Below are 22,252 nucleotides of genomic sequence, written 5' to 3' on the forward strand. Positions count from 1 at the left end.
GCGGTAAGCTCGGGGCCACATTGGATAGCTTCAGTATCCAGTCTGGTTGTCGAAGGAGGGGCCGTGCGCGTTTCCGAGTTGGTCGCCCGTACCGGCGTTCCGCTCGCGACGGTGAAGTACTACCTGCGCGAAGGTCTGCTGATGCCCGGCGAGGCGACGAGCGCCACCCAGGCCCGGTACGGCGAGGAGCACGTGCAGCGCCTCGGCCTCGTCAAGGCGCTGGCCGGAGCCGGACTGCCGATTCCCCGCATCCGGGAGATACTCCGCCTCGTCGACCATCCCGACGGCTCACTGTTCGACGTGCTCGGCCAGGCCATCGCGCAACTCCCGCCCTACCTCGACACCCCCGCCGACGACGCCGACGAGTTCCCCCGGGCCCGCGCCGTCCTCGACAGGCTCGGGCAGGTCTACGACCCCCGGTACGTCGCGGTCGGTCAGCTCGAACGTGCCCTCGTGGCACTCGAGGAAGCCGGCATCCCGATGACCGAGGAGCGACTCGACGCCTACGGGCGCCACGTGCGCGGGATCGCCGAGATCGACATCGGGCTCATGCCCACCGCGTCGGCCGAGGATGCGATCCGGTACGCGGTGCTGGGCACGGCCGTCTACGAACCGGTGATCGCCGCGATGCGCCGGCTCGCACACCAGGACGTCGCACAGAAGCGTCTCCGGAACCCCGAAGAACAGGACCAGCAGTGAGCTCAACTCCCTTCCACGATCTCAATGTCCTCACCGCTGCCGGTGACGGGACGTACCGGGCGTCGATCGACCCGATCTGGACCATCGGCCCCAAGGTGCACGGCGGTTCGATGATGTCGCTCTGCGCCGCCGCCGCCCGCAGGCGACTGCTCGACGAGACCGGCGATGCCGGGCCGGCCCGGGTGCAGCCCCTCGCGATCGGGGCCAACTACCTGTCCGCCCCCGACCCGGGCGAAGTGACGCTGTCGACGACGGTGCGCAAGCAGGGCAAGCAGGTGTCGTTCGTCGACGTGGAGCTGACGCAGGGCGACCGCGTTGCCGTCCACGCGTCGGTCACGCTCGGCGTCCCCGACGTGGGGGAGCCGCAGTACAGCGGAGACCACGCCCTGGCGCAGCTCCCGGTGGAACCGCCCGCCGACGCCGTCGTGCTCACGGCCGACCATCCGATGGGGCAAATCGTCCACGTGGCCCAGGGCTGCGACATGCGGGTGGACGGGACGTCGGCGCACTTCCTGACCGGCAACCAGGGCGAACCCGAGGTCCGCATGTGGGTGCGACCGCGCGCGGGCGACGAGAGCGACCCGGACACGGCGGCGCTGTTCGCGATCATGACCGGCGACATCAGCGCCCCCGTGACGATGAACCGCGGCATGTTCGGCTGGGCGCCGACGGTCCAGCTGACCACCTACCTGCGCAGGCAGCCCGCGCCGGGCTGGCTGCGCGTGATGGCCAGCAGCACGGTGCTCGGCGGCGCATGGTTCGAGGAGGACCACACCGTCCTCGACTCCACCGGGGCGATCGTCGTGCAGAGCCGGCAACTGGCGATGATCCCCCGCTAGGAAGGCGCCGCAGAGCGTCGTGGCAGGCTGTTCGCCATGACGAGAATTGCGGTAATCGGAGGCGGCAAGATCGGCGAGGCCCTCATCTCGGGGCTTCTGCAGGCAGGTCACGCCGTCAAGGATCTGGTGGTGGCCGAGCAGCACCCGGCGCGCGCCGACGAGCTTGCAGCGGCGTACTCGGTGCGGGTCACCACCCCGTCCGACGCCGCCGAAGGCGCCGACGTCATCGTGATGGCCGTCAAGCCGGGAGACGTCGAATCCGCGCTCACCGAGGTGTCCAAGGTGGAACTCGACGGCGAGCGCGAGCAGCTGCTCGTCTCGCTCGCTGCCGGTATCCCCACCGCCTTCTACGAGACGAGACTGCCCGCCGGGTTCCCCGTGGTCCGGGTCATGCCCAACACGCCCATGCTGGTCGGTGAGGGCGTCAGCGTGCTCGCGCCCGGCAGGCACGTGAAGAAGGAACACCTCGAACTGGTCCGCGGCGTCCTGTCGTCGGTCGGCAAGGTCGTCGTCGTCCCCGAATCGCAGATCGACGCCGTCACCGCCGTCTCCGGCTCCGGTCCGGCCTATTTCTTCCTGGTCGCCGAGGCCATGATCGACGCGGGCGTGGGGCTCGGACTGACCCGGGCGACCGCGACCGAACTGGTCGTGCAGACCATGGTCGGCTCCGCGGCCATGCTCGACAGGTCGGGGGAGAGCGCGACCGAACTTCGTGCCGCCGTGACTTCGCCCGGCGGAACCACCGCGGCGGCGATCCGCCGGCTGGAGGGAAACGGTCTCCGAACAGCATTTTTCGACGCCCTCGAAGCCGCGAAAATTCGTTCTGCCGAACTCGGCACGACGACCGAATGAATATTCGATTGCCCACACCCGTCGCAGTAACCCCATCCGTCCCGCTAAGCTCGAAGTAGCACGTGCGTGTCTGTTCCGCCGGAGGGGAAGCCGGCGGCGCGAGACGTGCCGGAGGTAAGTGGTTGATGACGTCTGCAAAAAAGCCGTCCAAGGGCTCGGCCCCGGACGGACAACCGGCACTGGCCGGAACGCAATTTCTCACCGTCGCCGAGGTAGCGACGCTGATGAGAGTGTCCAAGATGACTGTGTATCGGTTGGTGCACAGCGGCGAACTGCCCGCCGTCCGCGTGGGCCGCTCGTTCAGAGTGCATGCGAAAGCAGTGCACGACTACCTCGAAACCTCGTACTTCGACGCCGGTTGACCGATCGGCACGAAGAGGGTCACTTCGACCTCGTTTTCGGGGAGAGGACCCGCACCGGTACGATTAGCGACTGTCGTACCAGCCAGCTGGTGTCGTAAGGCGCTGAGCTAGTTAAAACGAGGCCCAGGCGCCAGAGTGGCGCGAGCGTACGTGATCGGCGTGCGCAGGAACGCTAGAGAAGAACGTGAGGGACACCCGCTATGGGTTCAGTGATCAAGAAGCGACGCAAGCGCATGTCGAAGAAGAAGCACCGTAAGCTGCTTCGCCGCACCCGAGTGCAGCGCAGGAAACTCGGTAAGTAAAGAGTTGCGTCTGGATGCCCGTCACCTCCGGTGGCGGGCATCCGTCGTTTCACGGCGGGCCTGTCGCGTATCGGGCGACCGGCCAATTGCCGTTGTGCGGAGCGCCATCCCCTTCCTGCACGTATCGTTGACGTCACTCGCTACGTGATCGGGGGTCTGAGTGGTTGTGAGTGACGAAGACAGTACTACGCGGACGGCGGTGCCGCGCGTCGTGCTGGTCACTGGGGCCAGCAGGTTTCTGGGTGGATATCTGGTCACCCGGCTCGCTCAGAATCCGGCCATCGAGCGGGTCATCGCGGTGGACGCGGTGTCGCCGAGCAAGGACATGTTGCGCCGCATGGGCCGCGCCGAGTTCGTGCGCGCCGACATCCGGAATCCCTTGATCGGCAAGGTTATTCGTAACGCCGAGGTCGACACCGTCGTGCACGCGTCGACGCTGGCGCGCCCGCCGAAGTCGGGTAGTCGCGCGGCCATGAAGGACATGAACGTCATCGGCGCGATGCAGTTGTTCGCCGTCTGCCAGAAGGCTCCGAGCGTCCGTAAGGTCGTGTTGCGTTCGGCCTCCGTGGTCTACGGCTGCAGCGCCAAGGACCCGGCCAAGTTCACCGAGGAGATGAGCGCCCGGCGCCGCCCGGCGGGCGCGTACGCGCGGGACTGCATCGAGATCGAGGGGTATCTGCGCGGAATGGGGCGCAGGCGCCCCGACATCGGCGTGTCGATCGTCCGCCTCGCACCGCTGGTCGGGCCGCGACTCAACGCGACGGTCGCGCAGTACCTCACCTCACCGGTCGTGCCGACCATTCTCGGGCGGGACGCACGCCTGCAGGTCCTGCACGAAGAGGACGCGCTGGCCGCGCTGGAACGGGCCACGGTGTCGGGTCCGGCGGGCACGTTCAACGTCGCGGGCGACGGCGTCGTGATGATGTCGCAGGCCATCCGCCGCGCCGGGCGGATCGAGGTCCCGATGCCGTTCGGGTTGTTCCGCAACCTCGGACGTGCGCTGATGGGGCCGGTGATGCGGTCGTACACCACCGAGCAACTCGAGTACTTCCATTTCGGTTGCGGACTGGACACCACGCGCATGCGAACCGAACTATCCTTCGAGCCACGGTGGACCTCGATGCAGGCGCTCGACGACTTCGCTCGTGCTGCCGGCGTCAAGGCGATCATCAAGAACGAATGGGTCGACGCAGCAGAGAACGCACTACTCGCTCTTACCGGCACGGCGAAAGGGGAGAGGTGAACGAAGTGGCGAAGGTCATTCCGTTGCACGGTGCGACAGCCGCGCGCGGGACCGCTATCGGACGTTCGAGGCGTGAGCAGAGCGAGAGCAGACATCCGTCCGCGATGCCGCCGCCCTCCGTGATCACCCCACCCCAGCCCGTCACCGAGTCCTCGGCGGTCGACGCCGTCCGCCACGCCCTGGCCGAGCAGATCGTCAACACCGCCGAGTTCGTGCGCCGCCGGCTCTCCGGCGACTATCACGTCGACGACTTCGGCTACGACCCCCACTTCGCCGAGAACGTGTGGCTCCCCATCCTGCGTCCGCTGTTCGACAAGTGGTTCCGCGTGGAGGTCAGCGGTCTGGAGAACATTCCATCGACCGGCGGTGCGCTGGTGGTCGCCAACCATGCCGGTGTGCTGCCCATCGACGGCCTGATGACCTCGGTCGCCGTTCACGACCATCACCCTGCGCATCGCCCGCTGCGGATGCTGGCCGCCGATCTCGCGTTCGAGATGCCGCTCGTCGGTGGTGTCGCACGCAAGGCCGGGCACACGCTCGCGTGCCACCCGGACGCCGTGCGCCTGCTGCAGGACGGGGAGGTCGCGGCCGTGTTCCCCGAAGGTTTCAAGGGCATCGGCAAACCGTTCAGCGAACGGTACAAGTTGCAGCGGTTCGGCCGCGGTGGCTTCGTGTCCGCCGCCATGCGGACCGGTGCGCCGATCATTCCGTGCTCGATCGTGGGGTCCGAGGAGATCTACCCGAAGATCGGTGAACTCGGGACGCTCGCCCGACTGCTGGGGATGCCGTACTTCCCGGTGACCCCGCTCTTCCCGCACTTCGGGCCGCTCGGGCTCGTGCCGTTGCCGTCGAAGTGGTACATCGAGTTCGGCAAGCCGATCGTCACCGACACGTACGACGCGTCGGCGGCCGACGACCCGATGGAACTGTTCGAGGTCACCGACCACGTCCGGGAGACCATCCAGCAGACGCTGTACCGGCTCCTCGCGAAGCGCCGGAACGTGTTCCTGGGCTGAGCCGCGGCGGGCGGCTCAGGCCGCCTGTTCGCGGCGGCGCGCGACGACGGCGGCGAGTGCGCCGCCTGCCGCGCCGAGGAGCAGCGCGGTGGGAACGCCGATCTTGGCGGCCTTGCGTCCGGTCCGGAAGTCGCGGATCTCCCAGCCCCGGTTCTTGGCGAGCTCACGCAGATCGGTGTCGGGGTTGATCGCGACCGCGGTCCCGACGAGCGACAGCATCGGCACGTCGTTGTGGCTGTCCGAGTAGGCGGTGCAGCGCTTGAGGTTGAGGCCCTCGCGGACCGCGAGGGCACGCACGGCGTGTGCCTTGCCGAGGCCGTGCAGGATGTCGCCGACCAGACGTCCGGTGAACATCCCGTCCTCGCTCTCGGCGACCGTGCCGAGGGCGCCGGTGAGGCCGAGGCGTTTCGCGATGACCTGCGCCAGTTCCACCGGGGTCGCGGTGACGAGCCACACCTGCTGTCCGGCGTCGAGGTGCATCTGCGCCAGCGCCCGGGTGCCGGGCCAGATCTTGTCGGCGATCACCTCGTCGTAGATCTCCTCACCGAGCCGGGCGAGTTCGGCCGTCGACCGTCCGGAGACGAACGACAGGGCCTTCTCCCGGCCGGAGGCGACGTCGTCGCTGCTCTCCTTGCCGGTGACGCGGAACTTGACCTGCTTCCACGCGAAGTCGAGGAGGTCGGACGTCTTCAGATACTTGCGGGCGGCGAGCCCGCGCGCGAAGTGGATGATCGAGGCGCCCTGGACCATCGTGTTGTCGACGTCGAAGAACGCGGCGGCCGTCAGGTCGAGGGGAACGTCGTGTTCGACCAGTTCGGTGTCCTCGCCGGACGCGACGTGAAGTGCGAGGGCCGCGTCGGCGCTCGCCTCACCTGCGACGTTGGCACGTACCTCGGCTTCGCTGGGTCCCAGCGGATTCCTGAACTGGCGTCGGCCCGGGAGGATGATCCCCGCCAGACCTGAACCGAAACCCGAGCCGTTCGGTAGTGATCGCGCAGGCACTCGCACCTCCCGTATCGCAGAAGCCTCTGGGAGCAGCCTATCCCCCGAATCGGGGACGGGGCGGGTGGATGGCCCCGCGGGGGGAACTGTGTGACGTTCATCTCCGAGCCGATTGGCGTCCGCGGACCCCGAAACGGCACAGTGACTCCACCGGAGGCGTCGAAAGGAAGTGGCGGGGCATGAGCACGGGTGGACACGAGGTGACGCTTCTCACGAGGGCGGGGTGCGGTGCGTGCGCGCCGGCCCGCGAGCGGTTGCTGGTTCTGTGCGAGGAGTTCGGGCTGGAACTGACGTGCATAGACGTCGACGCGGCGGCGGCCACGGACCCCGAAATCCGGGCCGAATTCGGCGACCGGTTGCCGGTGGTGTTGCTCGACGGACGTGAGCACAGTTACTGGGAGGTCGACGAAGAGCGCCTTCGCTCGGATTTACGCAAGTAAGGGAACCCTAAAAGTGGGATCGTCCGATGCCGTGCAGGTAGGACCGCATGTCGCGCAGTCGCAGCGACTTTGTGCATGGGTTCACAAGCAGTTACCGTGGTGTGAACAATTCCCCGGAGCATCGTGAAGAACGGCATCGAATGCCGGTCGGACGAGGAGCCAACGACGTGACCGAAACGCACCAGACGCATGGGTCTGTGGCCCCTGGCGTCACGGGGGCGGTCGGGCAGTCTGTGGTCGGGTCGCCGGCCCCCTCGGGCACCGGCGCGGCCCCGCTCGCCGAATCGCGGGACATCCCCCAGGCTACGGTGACGCGCCTCGCGACATACCTGCGGGTCCTCGGAGTGCTGACCGAACGCGGCACGATCATCGTCTCGAGCGAGGAACTCGCCGCCGCCTCCGGTGTCGGCTCCGCGAAGCTTCGCAAGGACCTTTCCTTCCTGGGCCCGAACGGTGTGCGGGGCGTCGGTTACGACGTGACGCGCCTGCGGGCCCGCATCGAGCGGGCGCTCGGCCTGGACCGCGGACACAAGGTGGTGCTCGTCGGCGTCGGGAACCTCGGCCAGGCGCTCGCCGGCTACGGCGGTTTCGGCCGGCGCGGGTTCTCCATGGTCGGACTGTTCGACAGCGACCCGGCGCGGGTCGGTGCGCCGGTGGGCGACCTCACCGTGCGGCACGTCGACGAACTCGAGCAGGCCTGCGCCGAACTCGAGGCCACCATCGGAGTCATCTCGACCCCCGACGAGGCGGCGCAGGAAGTCGCCGACCGTCTCGTGCGCGCCGGACTGCGCTGCATCCTCAGCTTCTCGCCCACCTCCCTCGACGTCCCCGATCACGTCGAGATGCGCCGCGTCGACCTCGCGGTCGAAATGCAGGTCCTGTCGTTCAACAGCGCACGCAACACGGAATCGGTACCCACCGCTCCCCGCGTCCGCATCGGACATTCGGCTGTCCCGTCCACCGCACCAAGAAACGGATCAGTGATCGCGCCGTGAGTGTTCTGCTTGTCGGGGTCTCGCACAGGACGGCCCCGGTGCCGGTTCTCGAGCGGGTGGCTGTCACCGACACCGATCGCCCGAAGTTGACGGACAAGCTTCTGGCGTCGTCGCACATCTCGGAGGCGATGATCGTCTCCACCTGCAACCGGGTGGAGATCTACGCCGTCGTCGATGCGTTCCACGGTGCGCTGGCCGAGGTCGGCGAACTGCTCGCCGACCATTCGGGGCTCGATCTGACCGATCTGCACCGGCACGCGTACGTCCGCTACAGCGAGGCTGCGGCGGAGCACCTGTTCGCCGTGGCCAGTGGTCTCGACTCGATGGTGATCGGCGAGCAGCAGATCCTGGGGCAGATCCGGACCGCGTACGCGTCCTCCGACGCCCAGCAGGCCGCGGGCCGCACGCTGCACGAACTCGCGCAGCAGGCGCTGCGCGTCGGCAAGCGGGTGCACTCGGAGACCGGTATCGACTCCGCGGGCGCGTCCGTCGTGTCCGTGGCCCTCGACCGCGCCGCCGGCATCGTCGGCGCAGGCGGACTGACCGGACGGACCGCAGTCGTGGTCGGCGCCGGATCGATGGGCGGATTGTCCGTCGCACACCTCACGCGTGCCGGGATCGGCCGCATCGTCGTCGTGAACCGCACCAAGGAGCGCGCCGAACACCTCGCCGACACGGCCCGGTCCAACGGCGTCGCGGCGGAGGCCCTCGACCTGGCCGAACTCGCGGACGCGATGGCCCAGGCGGATGTCCTCGTGACCTGTACCGGCGCGGTCGGCGCCGTCGTCACGCTCGCGGACACCCACCGCGCGCTGGCGCAGCCCGGCCGCGCTCCCGAACGCCCCCTCGTCATCTGCGACCTCGGACTGCCCCGCGACGTCGAACCCGCCGTGTCCGGTCTGCCCGGGGTCACCGTCCTCGACATGGAATCGCTGCAGCGCGATCCCGCCGCGGGCGCGGCCGCATCCGACGCCGACGCCGCCCGGACGATCGTCGCCGCCGAACTCGCCAACTACCTCGCAGGCCAGCGGCTGGCGGAGGTCACGCCGACCGTCACGGCCCTGCGCCAGCGCGCGGCGGACGTGGTCGAGGCGGAGCTCATGCGACTGGATTCGCGTCTGCCCGGACTCGACGATCCCGAGCGCGACGAGGTCGCCCGCACGGTGCGGCGAGTGGTCGACAAGCTCCTGCACGCGCCCACCGTCCGCGTGAAACAGCTCGCCTCCGCGCCCGGTGGCGACTCCTACGCCGCCGCTCTGCGCGAATTGTTCGAACTCAGCCCCGGATCCGTCGAGGCCGTAGCGAAGCCCACCGAACTCGGTGGCGCCGACCTGGGTGCCATCGACATCACCGACGGCTTCATCGCAGGCCAGGACCCGCGCCTGCGCCGCTTCGTCGGAGACGACAACCATGGGAAGGAATCGCAGGCATGAGCGCCGTCGGCACCCGTACGCTGCGGATCGGAACCCGTGGGAGTGAGCTCGCGACCACCCAGGCCGGAACCGTGCGCGACGCACTGATCTCGGCCGGGCACGACGCCGAACTCGTCATCATCAAGACCAAGGGCGACCAGTCCATGGAATCGGTGGAGAAGATCGGTGTCGGCGTCTTCACCGCCGAACTCCGGGAAGCGCTCGCCGACGGCCGGGTCGACGTGGCCGTCCACTCCTACAAGGACCTGCCGACCGCCCGCGACGAGCGGTTCACGATCGCGGCCATTCCGCCGCGCGAGGATCCCCGCGACGCGCTCGTGGCCCGCGACGGACTGGTCCTCGGTGAGCTGCCCGCCGGTTCGAAGGTCGGCACGTCCGCACCTCGGCGCACGTCGCAGTTGCGGGCGCTGGGCCTCGGCCTCGACATCCAGCCGCTGCGCGGCAACCTGCAGCGGCGCCTCGGCAAGGTCGAATCCGGTGAACTCGACGCCGTGATCCTGGCCCGGGCGGGCCTGGCGCGGATCGGGCGACTGGACCTGATCACCGAGTCCCTCGAACCGGTCCAGATGCTGCCCGCACCCGCGCAGGGCGCGCTCGCCGTCGAATGCCTGTCGGTGAACACGGCCCTCGTGGCGATCCTGTCCGAGCTCGACGACCCGAACAGCCGCGCCGCCGTCACGGCGGAACGTGCCTTGCTCGCGGAACTCGAGGCCGGTTGCACCGCGCCCGTCGGCGCCATCGCCGAGGTCGTCGAATCCCTCGACGACGACGGCCGCATCTTCGACGAACTGTCCGTCCGGGGCTGCGCCGCGGCCATCGACGGTTCCGACGTCATACGCACGGGGGCCGTGGGCTCCCCGGAGAACGCCGAAGAACTCGGCCGCTCCGTCGCGCGGGAGCTTCTCGAGCTCGGTGCGCGGGAGCTGATGAATGTCACCGAGGCCGGTGATGCCGATGTTTGATGTGCGAAGGCCGACTGATCGGCCGATCCGCTTCCTGTACCCATCTCGACACATGATCGCACTGGAGAATTACCGATGAGCCGAGTCCGAAAGAACACCCCCGGACGAATCCTGTTCGTGGGATCCGGACCGGGCGATCCGGCACTGCTCACCGTGCACGCACGGGACGTCCTTGCCGCAGCCACCCTCGCCTTCACCGACCCCGACGTCGACAAGGGCGTCACCGTTCTGGTGGGCACCGACCTGGGCGTCGACGCCGAGACCGGTGAGCCGCTCGCCGAGGTCCGTCCCGCACTGGGGGAGCCGGCGGAGGTCGCGAAGACCCTCGTCCACGAGGCGAGGAACGGCCACGACGTCGTGCGTCTGGTGTCCGGCGACCCGCTGACCACCGACTCCGTGATCGCCGAGGTCACCGCCGTCGCCCGCACCCAGGTGCAGTTCGAGGTCCTGCCGGGCCTGCCGTCCGCGTCCGCCGTCCCCTCCTACGCCGGTATGGCACTGGGGTCGGGACACACCGAGGCCGACGTCCGCGGCGAGGTCGACTGGGCAGCCCTGGCCGCCGCACCCGGACCGCTGGTCCTGCACGCCACGTCGGGTCACCTCGCCGAGACGGCGAGCGCCCTCGTCGAGCACGGTCTGGCCCCGCAGACCCCGGCCGCCATCACTGTCCGCGGCACCACCCGCCAGCAGCGCACGGTGGAAGCCACCCTCGCGACGCTGAACGAGGCCGGTTCGGAACTGGTCGGTTCGCTGGTCGTGACGGTCGGCAAGGTCGTCGCCCAGCGCAACAAGATGTCCTGGTGGGAGTCGCGCGCGCTGTACGGCTGGAAGGTCCTGGTGCCGCGCACCAAGGATCAAGCAGGCGAGATGAGCGACCGCCTCGTCACCCACGGCGCCATCCCGATCGAGGTGCCCACCATCGCCGTCGAGCCGCCCCGCAGCCCGGCACAGATGGAACGGTCCGTGAAGGGCCTCGTCGACGGCCGCTACCAGTGGGTGGTCTTCACCTCCACCAACGCGGTGCGTGCGGTGTGGGAGAAGTTCGAGGAGTTCGGGCTCGACGCCCGCGCGTTCTCCGGCGTCAAGATCGCCTGCATCGGCGAGGCCACCGCAGCCAAGGTGCGCTCGTTCGGAATCAACCCCGAACTCGTGCCGTCCGGTGAGCAGTCGAGCGAAGGCCTGCTGGCCGAATTCGCCCCGTACGACGATGTTTTCGACCCGGTCAACCGGGTTCTGCTGCCCCGCGCCGACATCGCCACCGAGACGCTCGCCGAGGGCCTGCGCGAACGCGGCTGGGAAATCGACGACGTCACCGCGTACCGCACCGTCCGGGCTGCGCCGCCGCCGGCCGAGACCCGCGAGATGATCAAGACCGGTGGGTTCGACGCCGTCTGCTTCACCTCGTCCTCGACGGTCCGCAACCTCGTCGGTATCGCCGGAAAGCCGCACGCGCGCACCCTCGTCGCCTGCATCGGTCCCAAGACCGCCGAGACGGCCATCGAGTTCGGTCTGCGCGTGGACGTGCAGCCGGAGACCGCTCAGGTCGGCCCGCTGGTGGAGGCTCTCGCAGAGCACGCCGCGCGCCTGCGCGCCGAGGGCGCACTGCCCCCGCCGCGCAAGAAGTCCCGCGCTCGGCGATAGGCGCTACGCGCCTGTGAGTGGTTGAGGAGTCCAGGGACTCGTCAACCACTCACAGGCCCGACGAAGGAGGGCATGTCCGTGTTTCCGACCCACCGCCCGCGACGGCTCCGCCGGACGCCGGCGCTTCGCCGGCTCGTGGCCGAGACTTCGCTCGAGCCACGGCATCTCGTGTTGCCGATGTTCGTCGCGGACGGGATCGACGAGCCTCGTGAGATCTCGTCGATGCCCGGCGTGTTCCAGCACACCCCCGACTCGCTGCGGCGGGCGGCCACGGAAGCGGCCGAGGCGGGGCTCGGCGGGCTCATGCTCTTCGGGGTGCCGCGTCCCGACGACAAGGATCCCGAGGGTTCGGGTGCGTCCGATCCGGACGGTATTCTGAACCGCGGATTGCGCTGGCTCGCAGACGAAGTCGGCGACGCGACGGTGATCATGGCGGACACCTGCCTGGACGAGTTCACCGACCATGGCCATTGCGGTGTTCTCGACGCGAACGGTGCGGTGGACAACGATCTCACGCTGCAGCGGTACGTCGACATGGCGGTCGCGCAGGCCGAGGCCGGTGCGCATCTGCTCGGGCCGAGCGGAATGATGGACGGCCAGGTCGGCGCCATCCGGAAGGCGCTCGACGGCGAGGGTTACACCGACGTCGGTCAGCTCGCGTACTCGGCGAAGTACGCCTCCGCGTTCTACGGGCCGTTCCGTGAGGCGGTCGGTTCGTCGTTGCAGGGCGATCGCCGTACGTACCAACAGGATTCGGCGAACCGCCGCGAATCGTTGCGTGAGGTGGACCTCGACGTCGACGAGGGTGCCGACATGGTGATGGTGAAGCCGGCGATGTCGTACCTGGACATCCTGCGCGAGACGGCGGACCGCTCGCCGGTGCCCGTTGCGGCGTATCAGATCTCGGGTGAGTACTCGATGATCACGGCCGCCGCGCAGAACGGCTGGATCGACAGGGACGCCGCGATCCTCGAATCGCTCACCAGCATCCGCCGCGCGGGCGCCGACGTCGTGCTGACCTACTGGGCGACCGAAGCGGCGGGCTGGTTGTGATCGCCTCGCAGGCGGATACGGTGGTGCCATGACCCAGCAGTGGCCACCGACACCGCCGCACCAGGCCCCGCATCAGCAGAGCCCGTCCCCGCACAATTTCCCGTACCCCCCGCCGGTGCCGCAGCCGAAGCCCGAACGTCCGGCACCGGTCGACGTCGGCACCGCGGCCCAGTTGCTGTGGGTGGTGGCCGTGCTCGGTCTGGTCCAGGCGCTGGCCGCGATGGTTCTCGTGGTGGGGGAGAAGTCGACGTTCGTCGACGAACTGATGAAGAACCCCAGCTTCACGTCCGGCGAGGTCGATATGACCCGCGACGGTGTGGAGAAGCTGTTCTACGTGGGTATCGGGTTCACGGTCGTCCTCATTCTGATCCTCACCGGGCTTTTCGTCCTGTTCGTGCACTTCATGCGGAAGGGCCGGAACTGGGCCAGGATGCTGATCACCATCGCGTGCGTGATGATGGTGGTGTGGACGATCCCGGTGCTCTTCGGTATCGGATCGGACGGAAGCGCTTCCGCGCTCGCACTCGGCGGCGTGCAGATCCTGCAGGCCGTGGTGGCAGTCGGCGCCGTCGTGCTGATGCACCGGAAGGATTCCAACAGCTACTTCCTGAGGTTGCCACCCTCCGCCGAGTAGCTTCGATTTGCTCGTGAAATATAAAGATGTACCGTGAAGTACGTCACAAGGGTAGAACGGCAGACTTCATTTCGACCGAAGGACTTTTCTCCATGCGCGCTGACGATCGAGCACACGGGTCTCGCAAAGAAGCAATGATGTTCGCGATCATCGTGGCCTTCGTGCTACTGACTCTGTTGCTCGTCGTGATCCCCGGCGTGCTGTCCTGACGAGCCCCACGTATTCCTCGCGGACCGCGATGTCGCAGGATGAGCGTGTGAGCGAAACTGCCGTCCTGTTCAGTGAGCCGGGCGCCCGCTGGCGGATGCTGGCGTTCGGTCCGGTGTTCTGCCTGATCGCCTTGATCATCGAACTTCTGACCGGCCCTGTGGTGCACTGGTTCGCGCTGTCGCTGTTCGCGGTGCTGCTCAGCGGGTTCGTCTACGTGCAGGTGGTGGCCGCGCGCAGGCATGCGAGCGTCGAACTCACGACGTCGTCGTTGCGGCAGGGCACCGAAGACCTGCCGATCACTGAGATTCTGAAGATCATGCCCCCCGCCGACCCCGAGTCGTACGAGCAGCAGCCGTGGGAAACCGCCCGGAGTCTGGGCGAACTGTCCGCGGTTCCGCGACGCCGGAAGGGCATCGGACTGCGACTGCTGGGCGGCGCCCTCGTGCAGGCGTGGGCGAAGGACGAGGTGGCACTGCGCGCGCAACTCGAATCGCTGCTCGCGAAGTCGGCGGGAGGATCTTCCGAATGAACCGCCGGACCGTGACGGCGGCAGCGGAGTGGCTCGGCGCCGTGGTCGCCCTCGCCGTCGCAGTGTGGTGCTGGATCCACGCCCGGGTCATGTCGGAATTCGGTCCCGTCGCGCCGGGTGCGCCCTCGTTCGAGGGCACCGCGTATTCGGGGTCGTGGATCGCCGTCGCCGCCGCACTGGTGGCGGTCGCCGGACTGCTGGTGATCGATTCGGTGCGCCGGCTACGACCCGGCCCGGCGGGCGAACCCGCCGAGCCGGCCCCGTCACCGGAAGATCTGGGTCTTGCGGACGGTGTCGGTCCCGGGACCGTCGAGCATCGCGGAGCCGAGTAGCGCCTCGGGAACCCCGAGCCCCTCGATGAGCGTCTGCGCGTGCGGCCGCAACGACCGGCACCGCTCGTTGATTCCCCTCTGCACCGCCTTCGACCGCTCCACCGACAGTTGCCGGTGTTCCATGAACCACGCCTTGTCCTCCTCGATCACGCTCAGCGCGTAGAGGTCGCAGACATCGCTCAGCAGGTCGCGGGCCTCGTCGTCCTCGCACTCGTCGATGCCGGCGACGAACGCCTCGAGCACGATCCGGTCGATGTGAGCCTGCGCGGCGTGCAGCACATGATCCTGCACGAAATTGAAGGCGTCGAACGGGTTCTCCTCGCGCTTCTGCGCACCCTGCAGGCGGCGGGCGGCGGTCGACAGCAGGTACTGCTCCCGATCCTCGAACATCGTGAGCTGGGTGCCGCGGTTGAAGAGGCTGCCGTCCTCCTCGTTGTCCTGCCTCGTGTCGAGGATCGTCTGGATGATCTGCTGTGCGGCGGTGCGCTTCTTGACGACGTCGGAGACCGTCGTGGCCGCGAACCGCATCCATTCGACGGGGCTCATGCCGCGCACCTCGTCGGCATACGACGTGAGGAGTTCCTTGGCCACCAGCTGAGTCAGGACGTGGTTGTCGCCCTCGAACGTGGTGAACACGTCGGTGTCCGCCTTCAGTGCCGTGAGCCGGTTCTCGGCCATGTACCCGGCGCCGCCGCACGCTTCCCGGGCCTCCTGGATCGCGCGGGTGGCGTGCCAGGTGTTCGCCACCTTGAGCCCGGCGGCGCGGCCCTCGAGTTCGCGCTGTTCCTGGGGGTCGGCGTCGTCACGGCTCTGGATCTCGTGCATCGTGGCGACGAGTTCGTTCTGCGCGAATTGCAGTGCGTAGGAGCGTGCGATCAGCGGGAACAGCCTGCGCTGGTGCACGAGATAGTCCATGAGCAGCACTTCGTCCTCGGCCTGAGGCGCGTTGAACTGCCTGCGCTGCAAGGCATAACGGGTCGCGATCGACAGCGCGACACGGGCGGCGGCGCCCGCGGACCCGCCGACGGTGACGCGTCCGCGCACGAGAGTGCCCACCATCGTGAAGAAGCGGCGGTTCGCGTTGTCGATCGGTGATGTGTACGTGCCGTCCGGCTCGACATCGGCGTACTTGTTGAGCAGGTTCTCCCGCGGAATTCTCACCTGGTCGAACGTGATCCGGCCGTTGTCGACCCCGGGGAGGCCACCCTTGTAGCCGCAGTCCGACGTGTGGACGCCGGGGAGGTCGTTGCCCTCCTCGTCCCGGATCGGCACCACGAAGCAGTGCACGCCCCGGGACTCGCCGCCCGTGATCAACTGCGCGAACACCGCGGCCGTCGTCGCGTGCTGCGCCGCGCCGCCGATGTAATCCTTGCGCGAGGACGGTGTGGGGGAGTGGACGACGAATTCGGCTGTCTCCGGGTCGTACGTGGCGGTGGTCTCGAGCGCCTGCACGTCGCTGCCGTGACCCGTCTCCGTCATCGCGAAACAACCCAGCAGATCCAGGTCGACGAGACGCTTCACGTACGCCTCGTGATGGCGCGCCGTGCCGAGATTCTCGATCGCGCCGCCGAAAAGTCCCCACTGCACGCCGGCCTTGACCATCAGCGACAGGTCGGACATCGCCAGCATCTCGATGCTCGTGACGGCGGCGCCGGCGTCACCGGTGCCACCATGGTCTTTCGCGAATCCGGCGGCCGCGTAGCCGTTGCTCGCGAGCACGCGCAACTGTGCCAGCGCCTTGGCGCGGGCCTCGTCGAGGTCGGGGGTGTAGTGCGGGGCGAAGTCGGGGGCGCCGGACAATTCCGCCCTGACGCGCTCGCGTACCTCCCGCCAGCGTCCGTCGAGTGTGCTTCTCAAGTGGTCAGCTGTGGTGGCCATGACTCGACAGTAGCCGTCGCTGTGAGGCGCGCGGCGTCGGTCGCGGAACCGGCGATACCGATACCGCCGAGAAGCATTCTTGCTCTAAGCATCTGCGGTCGCCTAGGAGTGGGACACCTCCGATGTCGCACCCTTCAACCTGTACAACGTGATCTGGCGGATCCAGCACTGGATTCGCAGCGGCATCCGCGACTGACCGGGACGGTATCGGGTACTCCCGTGCGGTGAGCTTTTCCCACGCACTACGGTCCGCCGTCACAGGTGCAGGCGCTCGGTGGGCCTCCGCGCCGAGTGGCACCGCACGCCACCCGATCAGCATCACCACGGCGTCGGTGTCACTCGAGGAACAGCATCGGCGACGGGTGCGGAAGTACCTGGTCGTGGCGTCCGGCAGGACTTTCGCATTCCTGCTGTCGGCGGTGGTCTACGGAGTCACCGGCAACCCGTGGGCGGCTGTGGCGATCATCAGTGTGTCGCTTCCGCTGCCGTGGTTCGTCGCCCTGATCGTCGACGACTTGCCGCCGTGGGAGAAGGACGAGTCTCACGATAGTGGGTGAGGCTGTGACCGCGGCGATCACCAGAAACGACTGTCGGGCCCACCCTTGAAGGGGCCGACCACCCGATCGGTGATCCATCCGCCGTAGAACCCTCCCGCCTGGGGTCGCGCCCGCTCGCCGTCGACGAAACAGCCGTCCATCGGTCCGGGCGTGACCGCCACGTGCCCGAGAAGGAGGTCGTAGCCGGCAACCGGCCGCGGATAGTGCCACGCCGCACGCTCGGCGACGTGTCCGCCCGCGACGACGTCGAAATAGTCCGCCCGCCCCTTCCACTCGCACACCGTGCTCCCGGCGACCGGACGCAGGACGCCGTCGGCGAAGCACGACCGCGGCAGGTAGTACGTCGGCGGGTGGCTCGTCTCGAGCACTCGCAACGGGGTGCGGGTGCGCGCGACGAGTTGTCCGCCGAACCACACCTCCACCAGCTCGTCGCTCCGCCGGACCGCGGGCGGTCGCGGGTAGTCCCACACCGACTCCTGTCCCGGACCGACGGGGTCCGGCACCGGACGGCCGCTCGTCACGGGAGGTCCGCCGACGTGATCACAGCGCGGCCAGGTATCGCACCGGGTCGCGCCAGAACGCGGTGATCACGTCGGCGAGGGTGGCCGGATCCGCGATCAGTGGGGTGACGTGGCCGGCGCCGTCCACCGCGGTGGCCGCGCCGTGCGGCAAAGTCGCCGCGGCGGCACGTGCCTGCTCGAGGGAGATCATCGTGTCTGCGCGGGGGACGATCATCAGCGTCGGTGCACCGATCCGGGGGAGAAGCGGGTCCAGCCCCTCGCGGTGCAGCATGATCGACTGCATCGCCTCGTGCATGCCACGCCGCGGCGCCTGCCGGAAGGTCCGGGAGACGGCCTGGAACTGCTGCGGGTGCGTCCGTGAAAGCTCTTTGCCGAGAAGGACGTTCATCACCGCGGTCGTGAGCGGTGGAATCGGCCCGGCGATGCGGTAGGCCCACACCATCGGCACGATCCTGGCGCGTTCCCGTCGGGTGAGGGCTTGGGTCGGTGTCCCGATCGTCACGACGGTGCGGCACCGGTCGGGACTGTGGGCGGCCGCGACGAGTCCGACGTGTCCACCCCAGGCGTTGCCCACCCAGTCGACGGGTTCGATGATGTCGAGCGCGTCGAGGACGGCAACGGCCGCCGCGGCGCACTCCTCCAGCGTGAACCGTCGCTGCACGGCGGTGCTCTCCCCGTGGCCGGGTCCGTCGATCGAGATCAGCCGCCGATCCGCGACCAGGTGGCTGCGGAGGGGAGCCCACGTCGTCGAGTCGACGAAAAGGCTGTGCCAGAGCACGGTCGGCGGTCCGCTGCCGGTGACGTGGACGGCGAGGTTCCCGACGCTCGTCGGGATCGTGCGGGTGATCGTTCGTGTGTCCATGGGATGCCCCAGATGAGTGACGCCTCGAGAATTGCTTCGGAAACCGAAACTTCGGTAACCGTAGTATTCTCCTGTGTCATGGAACGGTCAAGAGGTCTGCCGACCGATCGGCCGGCGGTGGGACAGTTGCTGGTCCGTCTGCTGCACGAGTTCCGCCGGGAGTTGAGCGAACCCATGGCGGAGCGCGGGTACGGCGACATCCGGCTACCGCATCTGCAGATCTTCGGCAACATCGGCTGGGACGGGCGGCGGCTGACCGAGATCGCCGCCCGGGCCGAACTGAGTCTGTCCGCCGCGTCCGAACTGATCAACGATCTCGAGGAACTCGGGTACGTCGAGCGGGTGCCGGACACGCGGGATCGGCGGGCGAAACTCGTCGTCCCGACCACGCGGGGGCGGCAGGCGCTGCAGGACGCCGCGATACGGGTCGCCGAGATCGAGCGCCACTGGGGCAGCCTCGTCGGCCACGACCGTTTCGACGACGCCTGCTACCTGCTCAGTGCACTGCTGGACGAGCTGGGTTCCGAGGATCCCTAGGCGCGCGGTGGTGGGACCGCGGCGCGGACCAGCTGGTCGTGCCGCAGCGCGATCTGGGTCTGCGTCGCGATGACCGTCGACGAACGAAGGACGTTGTGCCCGTCGACGATCGAGTTGATCACCCGCTGCAGGTCGGCGTGGGTGCGGGCCACCACCCGGACCAGGACGTCGCCGGCGCCGGTGATCGTGTGCGCTTCCAGCACTTCGGGAATGGCGGTCAGATGCTCGACGACGGCGGCGTGTCCGTTGCCCTGGGCGATCTCGAGGGTGGCGAACGCGACCACGGGAAACCCCAGCGCCTCCGGGTCGAGGGTCGGTGCCGAACTGGTGATCACGCCGGTGCGTTCGAGTCGGTCGAGTCGCGCCTGAATGGTGCCGCGGGCCACCCCCAGGCGTCGCGAGGCCTCGAGCACGCCGACCTTCGGCTCGGCGTGGAGGAGGTCGAGCAGTGCGGCGTCGAGTTGATCGATGTTCATGGCGTCCCTGGTCAATATGTAGGGTCGATCCGTATCTTCATCCAGCATTCTGTACAGAGTGAACAGCGTCAAGAAGCACCGTTGCGCAGCGGTGTGTGCTGGATCACAGTGGGGTATGACTATCGCCGACATCCGCCTGACGCCGCACGAAGTGGCCGCACACCTGGAGACCGACGAGCTCCGGCAGCTGGTCGGGCTCGTCGAACACGACGACACCGCGGACCCGTTTCCCGTGGTCGCGATGGACGCCGTGGTGTTCGTGTGCGGCAATGCGACGCAGAGCATGCAGTACTTCGTCTCCACCTGGGGCATGACCCTCGTCGCTTATGCCGGGCCGGAGACCGGGCAGCGCTCGCACAAGTCGTTCGTCCTCGAATCCGGAACGGCGCGGTTCGTGCTGCACGGCGCCGTGGACCCGAAGAGCCCGCTCGCCGACCACCACCGGGCCCATGGCGACGGCGTGGTGGACCTGGCCATGGAGGTGCTCGACGTCGACCGCTGCATCGCACACGCACGCTCCCAGGGGGCCACCATCCTCGAGGAACCGCGCGACGTCACCGATCAGCACGGCACCGTGCGGCTCGCGGCGATCGCCACCTACGGCAGCACCCGGCACACCCTCGTCGACCGCAGCCGGTACGACGGCCCCTACTTACCGGGATTCGTCTCGCGCTCGAGCGGTTGCGCGGCGCGGCCGGGGAAACCGGCTCGCCTGTTCCAGGCGCTCGACCATGCGGTCGGCAACGTCGAGATGGGCCGGATGGATCACTGGGTGCGGTTCTACAACCGGGTCATGGGATTCACGAACATGGCCGAATTCGTCGGCGACGACATCGCCACCGAGTACTCGGCGCTCATGTCGAAGGTCGTGGCGAACGGCAACCACCGGGTGAAGTTCCCGCTCAACGAACCGGCGGTGGGGAAGAAGAAGTCGCAGATCGACGAATACCTCGAGTTCTACGGTGAGCCGGGCTGCCAGCATCTTGCCCTCGCCACCGGCGACATCCTCGCGACCGTCGACGCGCTGCGGGCTGAGGGCGTCGAGTTCCTGGCCACCCCCGACGCCTATTACGAGGATCCGCAACTCCGAGCCCGCATCGGCACGGTGCGGGTGCCGGTGGGGGAACTGCAGAAACGCGGAATCCTCGTCGACCGCGACGAGGACGGGTACCTCCTGCAGGTCTTCACCAAACCGCTCGGCGACCGGCCGACGGTGTTCTTCGAGGTGATCGAACGGCACGGATCACTGGGGTTCGGGGCAGGTAACTTCCGGGCCCTCTTCGAATCCATCGAGCGCGAACAGGCGGCCCGCGGCAATCTGTGAGCTCCGGTCGGCACGCGGTGCATCATCGACGGATGGCGATGATGGCGATGATGGCGATGCGGGCGATGTTCGCCTCGCTCGTCCCGGAACGTCCCGGCGCGACGGATCGGGCAGAGTGATCCTGGCCACCCACTACACCCTGTCGTTGGCAAATTCGACAGAACTGGGACACTGGAGGCCGTGACTGTTTCCTCCGGTGACCCCGACGTGCACGCTTCCCGCTCCGCCCAGCTCTTCGAGAGGGCTGATCTGGTCATTCCCGGCGGTGTCAACTCCCCGGTGCGGGCGTTCCACTCGGTCGGCGGCACCCCGCGGTTCATCAGGGAAGCGTCCGGCTACACGCTCACCGACGTCGACGGCAACGACTACGTCGACCTCATCTGCTCCTGGGGACCGATGATCCTCGGGCACGCGCACCCCGCCGTCGTCGAGGCCGTGCAGAAGGCGGCCACCACCGGCCTCTCGTTCGGCGCGCCCACCGAGGGCGAGATCGAACTGGCCGAGGAGATCGTCCGCCGCGTCGCACCGGTGGAGAAGGTGCGGCTGGTCAACTCCGGCACCGAGGCCACCATGAGCGCCGTCCGCCTCGCCCGCGGATTCACCGGCCGGACCAAGGTCCTCAAGTTCTCCGGCTGCTACCACGGACACGTCGACGCGCTGCTCGCCGACGCCGGTTCGGGACTGGCCACGTTCGGCCTCCCCACGTCGCCCGGCGTCACGGGCGCGCAGGCCGAGGACACCATCGTCGTGCCCTACAACGATCTCGACGCCGTCGCCCAGGCCTTCGCCGCGAACGAGGGCCAGATCGCGTGCGTCATCACCGAGGCCGCCGCGGGCAACATGGGCGCGGTGGCGCCGCAGCCCGGATTCAACGAGGGCCTGCGCAAGCTGACCCGCGACAACGGCGCACTGCTCATCATGGACGAGGTGATGACCGGATTCCGGGTCAGCTCCGCCGGCTGGTTCGGGCTCGACGGCGTCGCCGGCGACCTCTACACGTTCGGCAAGGTGATGAGCGGTGGTCTGCCCGCCGCCGCGTTCGGTGGCCGCGCCGACGTCATGGCGCACCTCGCCCCCGCCGGACCCGTCTACCAGGCAGGCACCCTGTCCGGGAACCCGGTCGCCGTCGCCGCCGGGCTCGCCAGCCTGCGCGCCGCGGACCAGGGTGTGTACGACGCCCTCGAGCGCAACAGCGCCACCCTGCGGACGCTGCTGTCCGACGCACTGACCGCGGCGAGCGTGCCGCACCGCGTGCAGACCGCGGGCACCATGCTCAGCGTGTTCTTCAGCGAAGACCCGGTCACCAACTACGCCGAGGCCAAGGCCGCCCAGACCTGGCGCTTCCCGGCCTTCTTCCACGGACTGCTCTCCCGCGGGGTGTACCCGCCGCCGAGCGCGTTCGAGGCGTGGTTCGTCTCCGCCGCCATGGACGACAGAGCGTTCTCGATCATCGCCGACGCCCTGCCGCACGCCGCGAAGGCCGCCGCCGCGGCCGTCCAGCCCTGACGAGTCTTCCCCTCCGGGGGCCGGCGGCCCCGCCGCCGACACCCACC

The 22,252-nt window shown here is 68.5% G+C and carries 25 protein-coding genes; 20 read left to right on the forward strand and 5 right to left on the reverse strand.

Annotated features, from left to right (window positions below; translation table 11 throughout):
* Positions 1-63: 63 nt before the first annotated feature.
* The 7 genes from BLV94_RS36910 to BLV94_RS36940 all read left to right on the forward strand — a co-directional run bounded on the left by BLV94_RS36910 (position 64) and on the right by BLV94_RS36940 (position 5,313).
* Positions 64-699 carry a MerR family transcriptional regulator gene (locus BLV94_RS36910; RefSeq protein ID WP_072939861.1) on the forward strand — a complete coding sequence of 212 codons (636 nt, stop codon included), beginning with the start codon at positions 64-66 and terminating at the stop codon, positions 697-699.
* Complete coding sequence (locus BLV94_RS36915) at positions 696-1,538, forward strand: thioesterase family protein (RefSeq protein ID WP_072939863.1); 843 nt, start codon at positions 696-698, stop codon at positions 1,536-1,538. The genes BLV94_RS36910 and BLV94_RS36915 overlap by 4 nt, the downstream gene beginning before the upstream one ends.
* 36 nt (positions 1,539-1,574) lie before the next feature.
* Positions 1,575-2,390, forward strand: a complete 816-nt coding sequence (gene proC, locus BLV94_RS36920) for a pyrroline-5-carboxylate reductase (protein WP_072939866.1) — start codon at positions 1,575-1,577, stop codon at positions 2,388-2,390.
* A 125-nt stretch (positions 2,391-2,515) separates the two neighbouring features.
* Positions 2,516-2,752, forward strand: a complete 237-nt coding sequence (locus tag BLV94_RS36925) for a helix-turn-helix domain-containing protein (protein WP_005258384.1) — start codon at positions 2,516-2,518, stop codon at positions 2,750-2,752.
* A 200-nt stretch (positions 2,753-2,952) separates the two neighbouring features.
* Positions 2,953-3,054, forward strand: a complete 102-nt coding sequence (locus tag BLV94_RS36930) for a 30S ribosomal protein bS22 (protein ID WP_003402602.1) — start codon at positions 2,953-2,955, stop codon at positions 3,052-3,054.
* A 199-nt stretch (positions 3,055-3,253) separates the two neighbouring features.
* On the forward strand, positions 3,254-4,297 hold the full coding sequence (locus tag BLV94_RS36935) for an NAD-dependent epimerase/dehydratase family protein (RefSeq protein ID WP_083395791.1): 1,044 nt from the start codon (positions 3,254-3,256) through the stop codon (positions 4,295-4,297).
* Positions 4,294-5,313, forward strand: coding sequence for a lysophospholipid acyltransferase family protein (locus tag BLV94_RS36940; protein WP_072939868.1), 1,020 nt, complete (start codon positions 4,294-4,296; stop codon positions 5,311-5,313). Before BLV94_RS36935 ends, BLV94_RS36940 begins: the two co-directional genes overlap by 4 nt.
* A 15-nt stretch (positions 5,314-5,328) precedes the next feature.
* Here the strand turns inward: BLV94_RS36940 and BLV94_RS36945 are convergent, their stop codons facing one another.
* Complete coding sequence (locus tag BLV94_RS36945) at positions 5,329-6,315, reverse strand: HAD family hydrolase (protein ID WP_072939871.1); 987 nt, start codon at positions 6,313-6,315, stop codon at positions 5,329-5,331.
* 179 nt (positions 6,316-6,494) lie between these two features.
* Between BLV94_RS36945 and BLV94_RS36950 the strand changes: the two genes are divergently transcribed.
* The 9 genes from BLV94_RS36950 (at position 6,495) to BLV94_RS36990 (ending at position 14,544) form a co-directional block, all read left to right on the forward strand.
* Positions 6,495-6,755, forward strand: coding sequence for a glutaredoxin family protein (locus BLV94_RS36950; RefSeq protein ID WP_072939874.1), 261 nt, complete (start codon positions 6,495-6,497; stop codon positions 6,753-6,755).
* 140 nt (positions 6,756-6,895) lie between these two features.
* Positions 6,896-7,750, forward strand: a complete 855-nt coding sequence (locus BLV94_RS36955) for a redox-sensing transcriptional repressor Rex (RefSeq protein ID WP_072939876.1) — start codon at positions 6,896-6,898, stop codon at positions 7,748-7,750.
* On the forward strand, positions 7,747-9,183 hold the full coding sequence (locus BLV94_RS36960) for a glutamyl-tRNA reductase (RefSeq protein ID WP_072939879.1): 1,437 nt from the start codon (positions 7,747-7,749) through the stop codon (positions 9,181-9,183). Before BLV94_RS36955 ends, BLV94_RS36960 begins: the two co-directional genes overlap by 4 nt.
* A complete protein-coding gene (gene hemC / locus BLV94_RS36965) occupies positions 9,180-10,145 on the forward strand; it encodes a hydroxymethylbilane synthase (protein ID WP_072939883.1) in 966 nt (321 codons plus the stop codon). Before BLV94_RS36960 ends, hemC begins: the two co-directional genes overlap by 4 nt.
* 75 nt (positions 10,146-10,220) lie before the next feature.
* Complete coding sequence (locus BLV94_RS36970) at positions 10,221-11,786, forward strand: bifunctional uroporphyrinogen-III C-methyltransferase/uroporphyrinogen-III synthase (protein ID WP_005251986.1); 1,566 nt, start codon at positions 10,221-10,223, stop codon at positions 11,784-11,786.
* Positions 11,787-11,864: 78 nt separating this feature from the next.
* Positions 11,865-12,839: a porphobilinogen synthase gene (gene hemB / locus BLV94_RS36975; RefSeq protein WP_072940421.1), complete on the forward strand. Its 975-nt coding sequence runs from the start codon at positions 11,865-11,867 to the stop codon at positions 12,837-12,839.
* A gap of 28 nt (positions 12,840-12,867) precedes the next feature.
* Positions 12,868-13,473, forward strand: a complete 606-nt coding sequence (locus tag BLV94_RS36980; RefSeq protein WP_072939885.1) for a hypothetical protein — start codon at positions 12,868-12,870, stop codon at positions 13,471-13,473.
* Between the two features lie 256 nt (positions 13,474-13,729).
* A complete protein-coding gene (locus tag BLV94_RS36985) occupies positions 13,730-14,212 on the forward strand; it encodes a hypothetical protein (protein WP_072940424.1) in 483 nt (160 codons plus the stop codon).
* Positions 14,209-14,544, forward strand: coding sequence for a hypothetical protein (locus BLV94_RS36990; protein ID WP_072939888.1), 336 nt, complete (start codon positions 14,209-14,211; stop codon positions 14,542-14,544). Before BLV94_RS36985 ends, BLV94_RS36990 begins: the two co-directional genes overlap by 4 nt.
* Here the strand turns inward: BLV94_RS36990 and BLV94_RS36995 are convergent.
* A complete protein-coding gene (locus tag BLV94_RS36995) occupies positions 14,476-16,422 on the reverse strand; it encodes an acyl-CoA dehydrogenase family protein (RefSeq protein ID WP_072939890.1) in 1,947 nt (648 codons plus the stop codon). The two genes, BLV94_RS36990 and BLV94_RS36995, sit on opposite strands and share 69 nt — an antisense overlap.
* A gap of 224 nt (positions 16,423-16,646) precedes the next feature.
* Between BLV94_RS36995 and BLV94_RS37000 the strand changes: the two genes are divergently transcribed.
* A complete protein-coding gene (locus BLV94_RS37000; RefSeq protein WP_072939893.1) occupies positions 16,647-16,979 on the forward strand; it encodes a DUF3099 domain-containing protein in 333 nt (110 codons plus the stop codon).
* Between the two features lie 17 nt (positions 16,980-16,996).
* On the opposite strand, the gene BLV94_RS37005 is transcribed toward BLV94_RS37000, so the two are convergent.
* Positions 16,997-17,500: a DUF427 domain-containing protein gene (locus tag BLV94_RS37005; RefSeq protein ID WP_072939897.1), complete on the reverse strand. Its 504-nt coding sequence runs from the start codon at positions 17,498-17,500 to the stop codon at positions 16,997-16,999.
* 19 nt (positions 17,501-17,519) lie between these two features.
* On the reverse strand, positions 17,520-18,362 hold the full coding sequence (locus BLV94_RS37010) for an alpha/beta fold hydrolase (protein WP_072939900.1): 843 nt from the start codon (positions 18,360-18,362) through the stop codon (positions 17,520-17,522).
* A 78-nt stretch (positions 18,363-18,440) separates the two neighbouring features.
* Between BLV94_RS37010 and BLV94_RS37015 the strand changes: the two genes are divergently transcribed.
* On the forward strand, positions 18,441-18,899 hold the full coding sequence (locus BLV94_RS37015) for a MarR family winged helix-turn-helix transcriptional regulator (protein WP_174705473.1): 459 nt from the start codon (positions 18,441-18,443) through the stop codon (positions 18,897-18,899).
* On the opposite strand, the gene BLV94_RS37020 is transcribed toward BLV94_RS37015, so the two are convergent.
* The gene (locus BLV94_RS37020; protein WP_072939906.1) at positions 18,896-19,375 is read right to left on the reverse strand and encodes an Lrp/AsnC family transcriptional regulator; all 480 of its coding nucleotides are present in this window, start codon (positions 19,373-19,375) and stop codon (positions 18,896-18,898) included. The two genes, BLV94_RS37015 and BLV94_RS37020, sit on opposite strands and share 4 nt — an antisense overlap.
* A gap of 115 nt (positions 19,376-19,490) precedes the next feature.
* On the opposite strand from BLV94_RS37020, the gene hppD reads away from it, so the two are divergent.
* Positions 19,491-20,699, forward strand: coding sequence for a 4-hydroxyphenylpyruvate dioxygenase (hppD, locus tag BLV94_RS37025; RefSeq protein WP_072939908.1), 1,209 nt, complete (start codon positions 19,491-19,493; stop codon positions 20,697-20,699).
* 180 nt (positions 20,700-20,879) lie between these two features.
* Positions 20,880-22,205 carry a glutamate-1-semialdehyde 2,1-aminomutase gene (gene hemL / locus BLV94_RS37030; RefSeq protein ID WP_072939911.1) on the forward strand — a complete coding sequence of 442 codons (1,326 nt, stop codon included), beginning with the start codon at positions 20,880-20,882 and terminating at the stop codon, positions 22,203-22,205.
* Positions 22,206-22,252: the final 47 nt, after the last annotated feature.

Origin of the sequence: Rhodococcus koreensis (assembly GCF_900105905.1) — a bacterium.
Classification (GTDB): Bacteria; Actinomycetota; Actinomycetes; order Mycobacteriales; family Mycobacteriaceae; genus Rhodococcus_F; species Rhodococcus_F koreensis.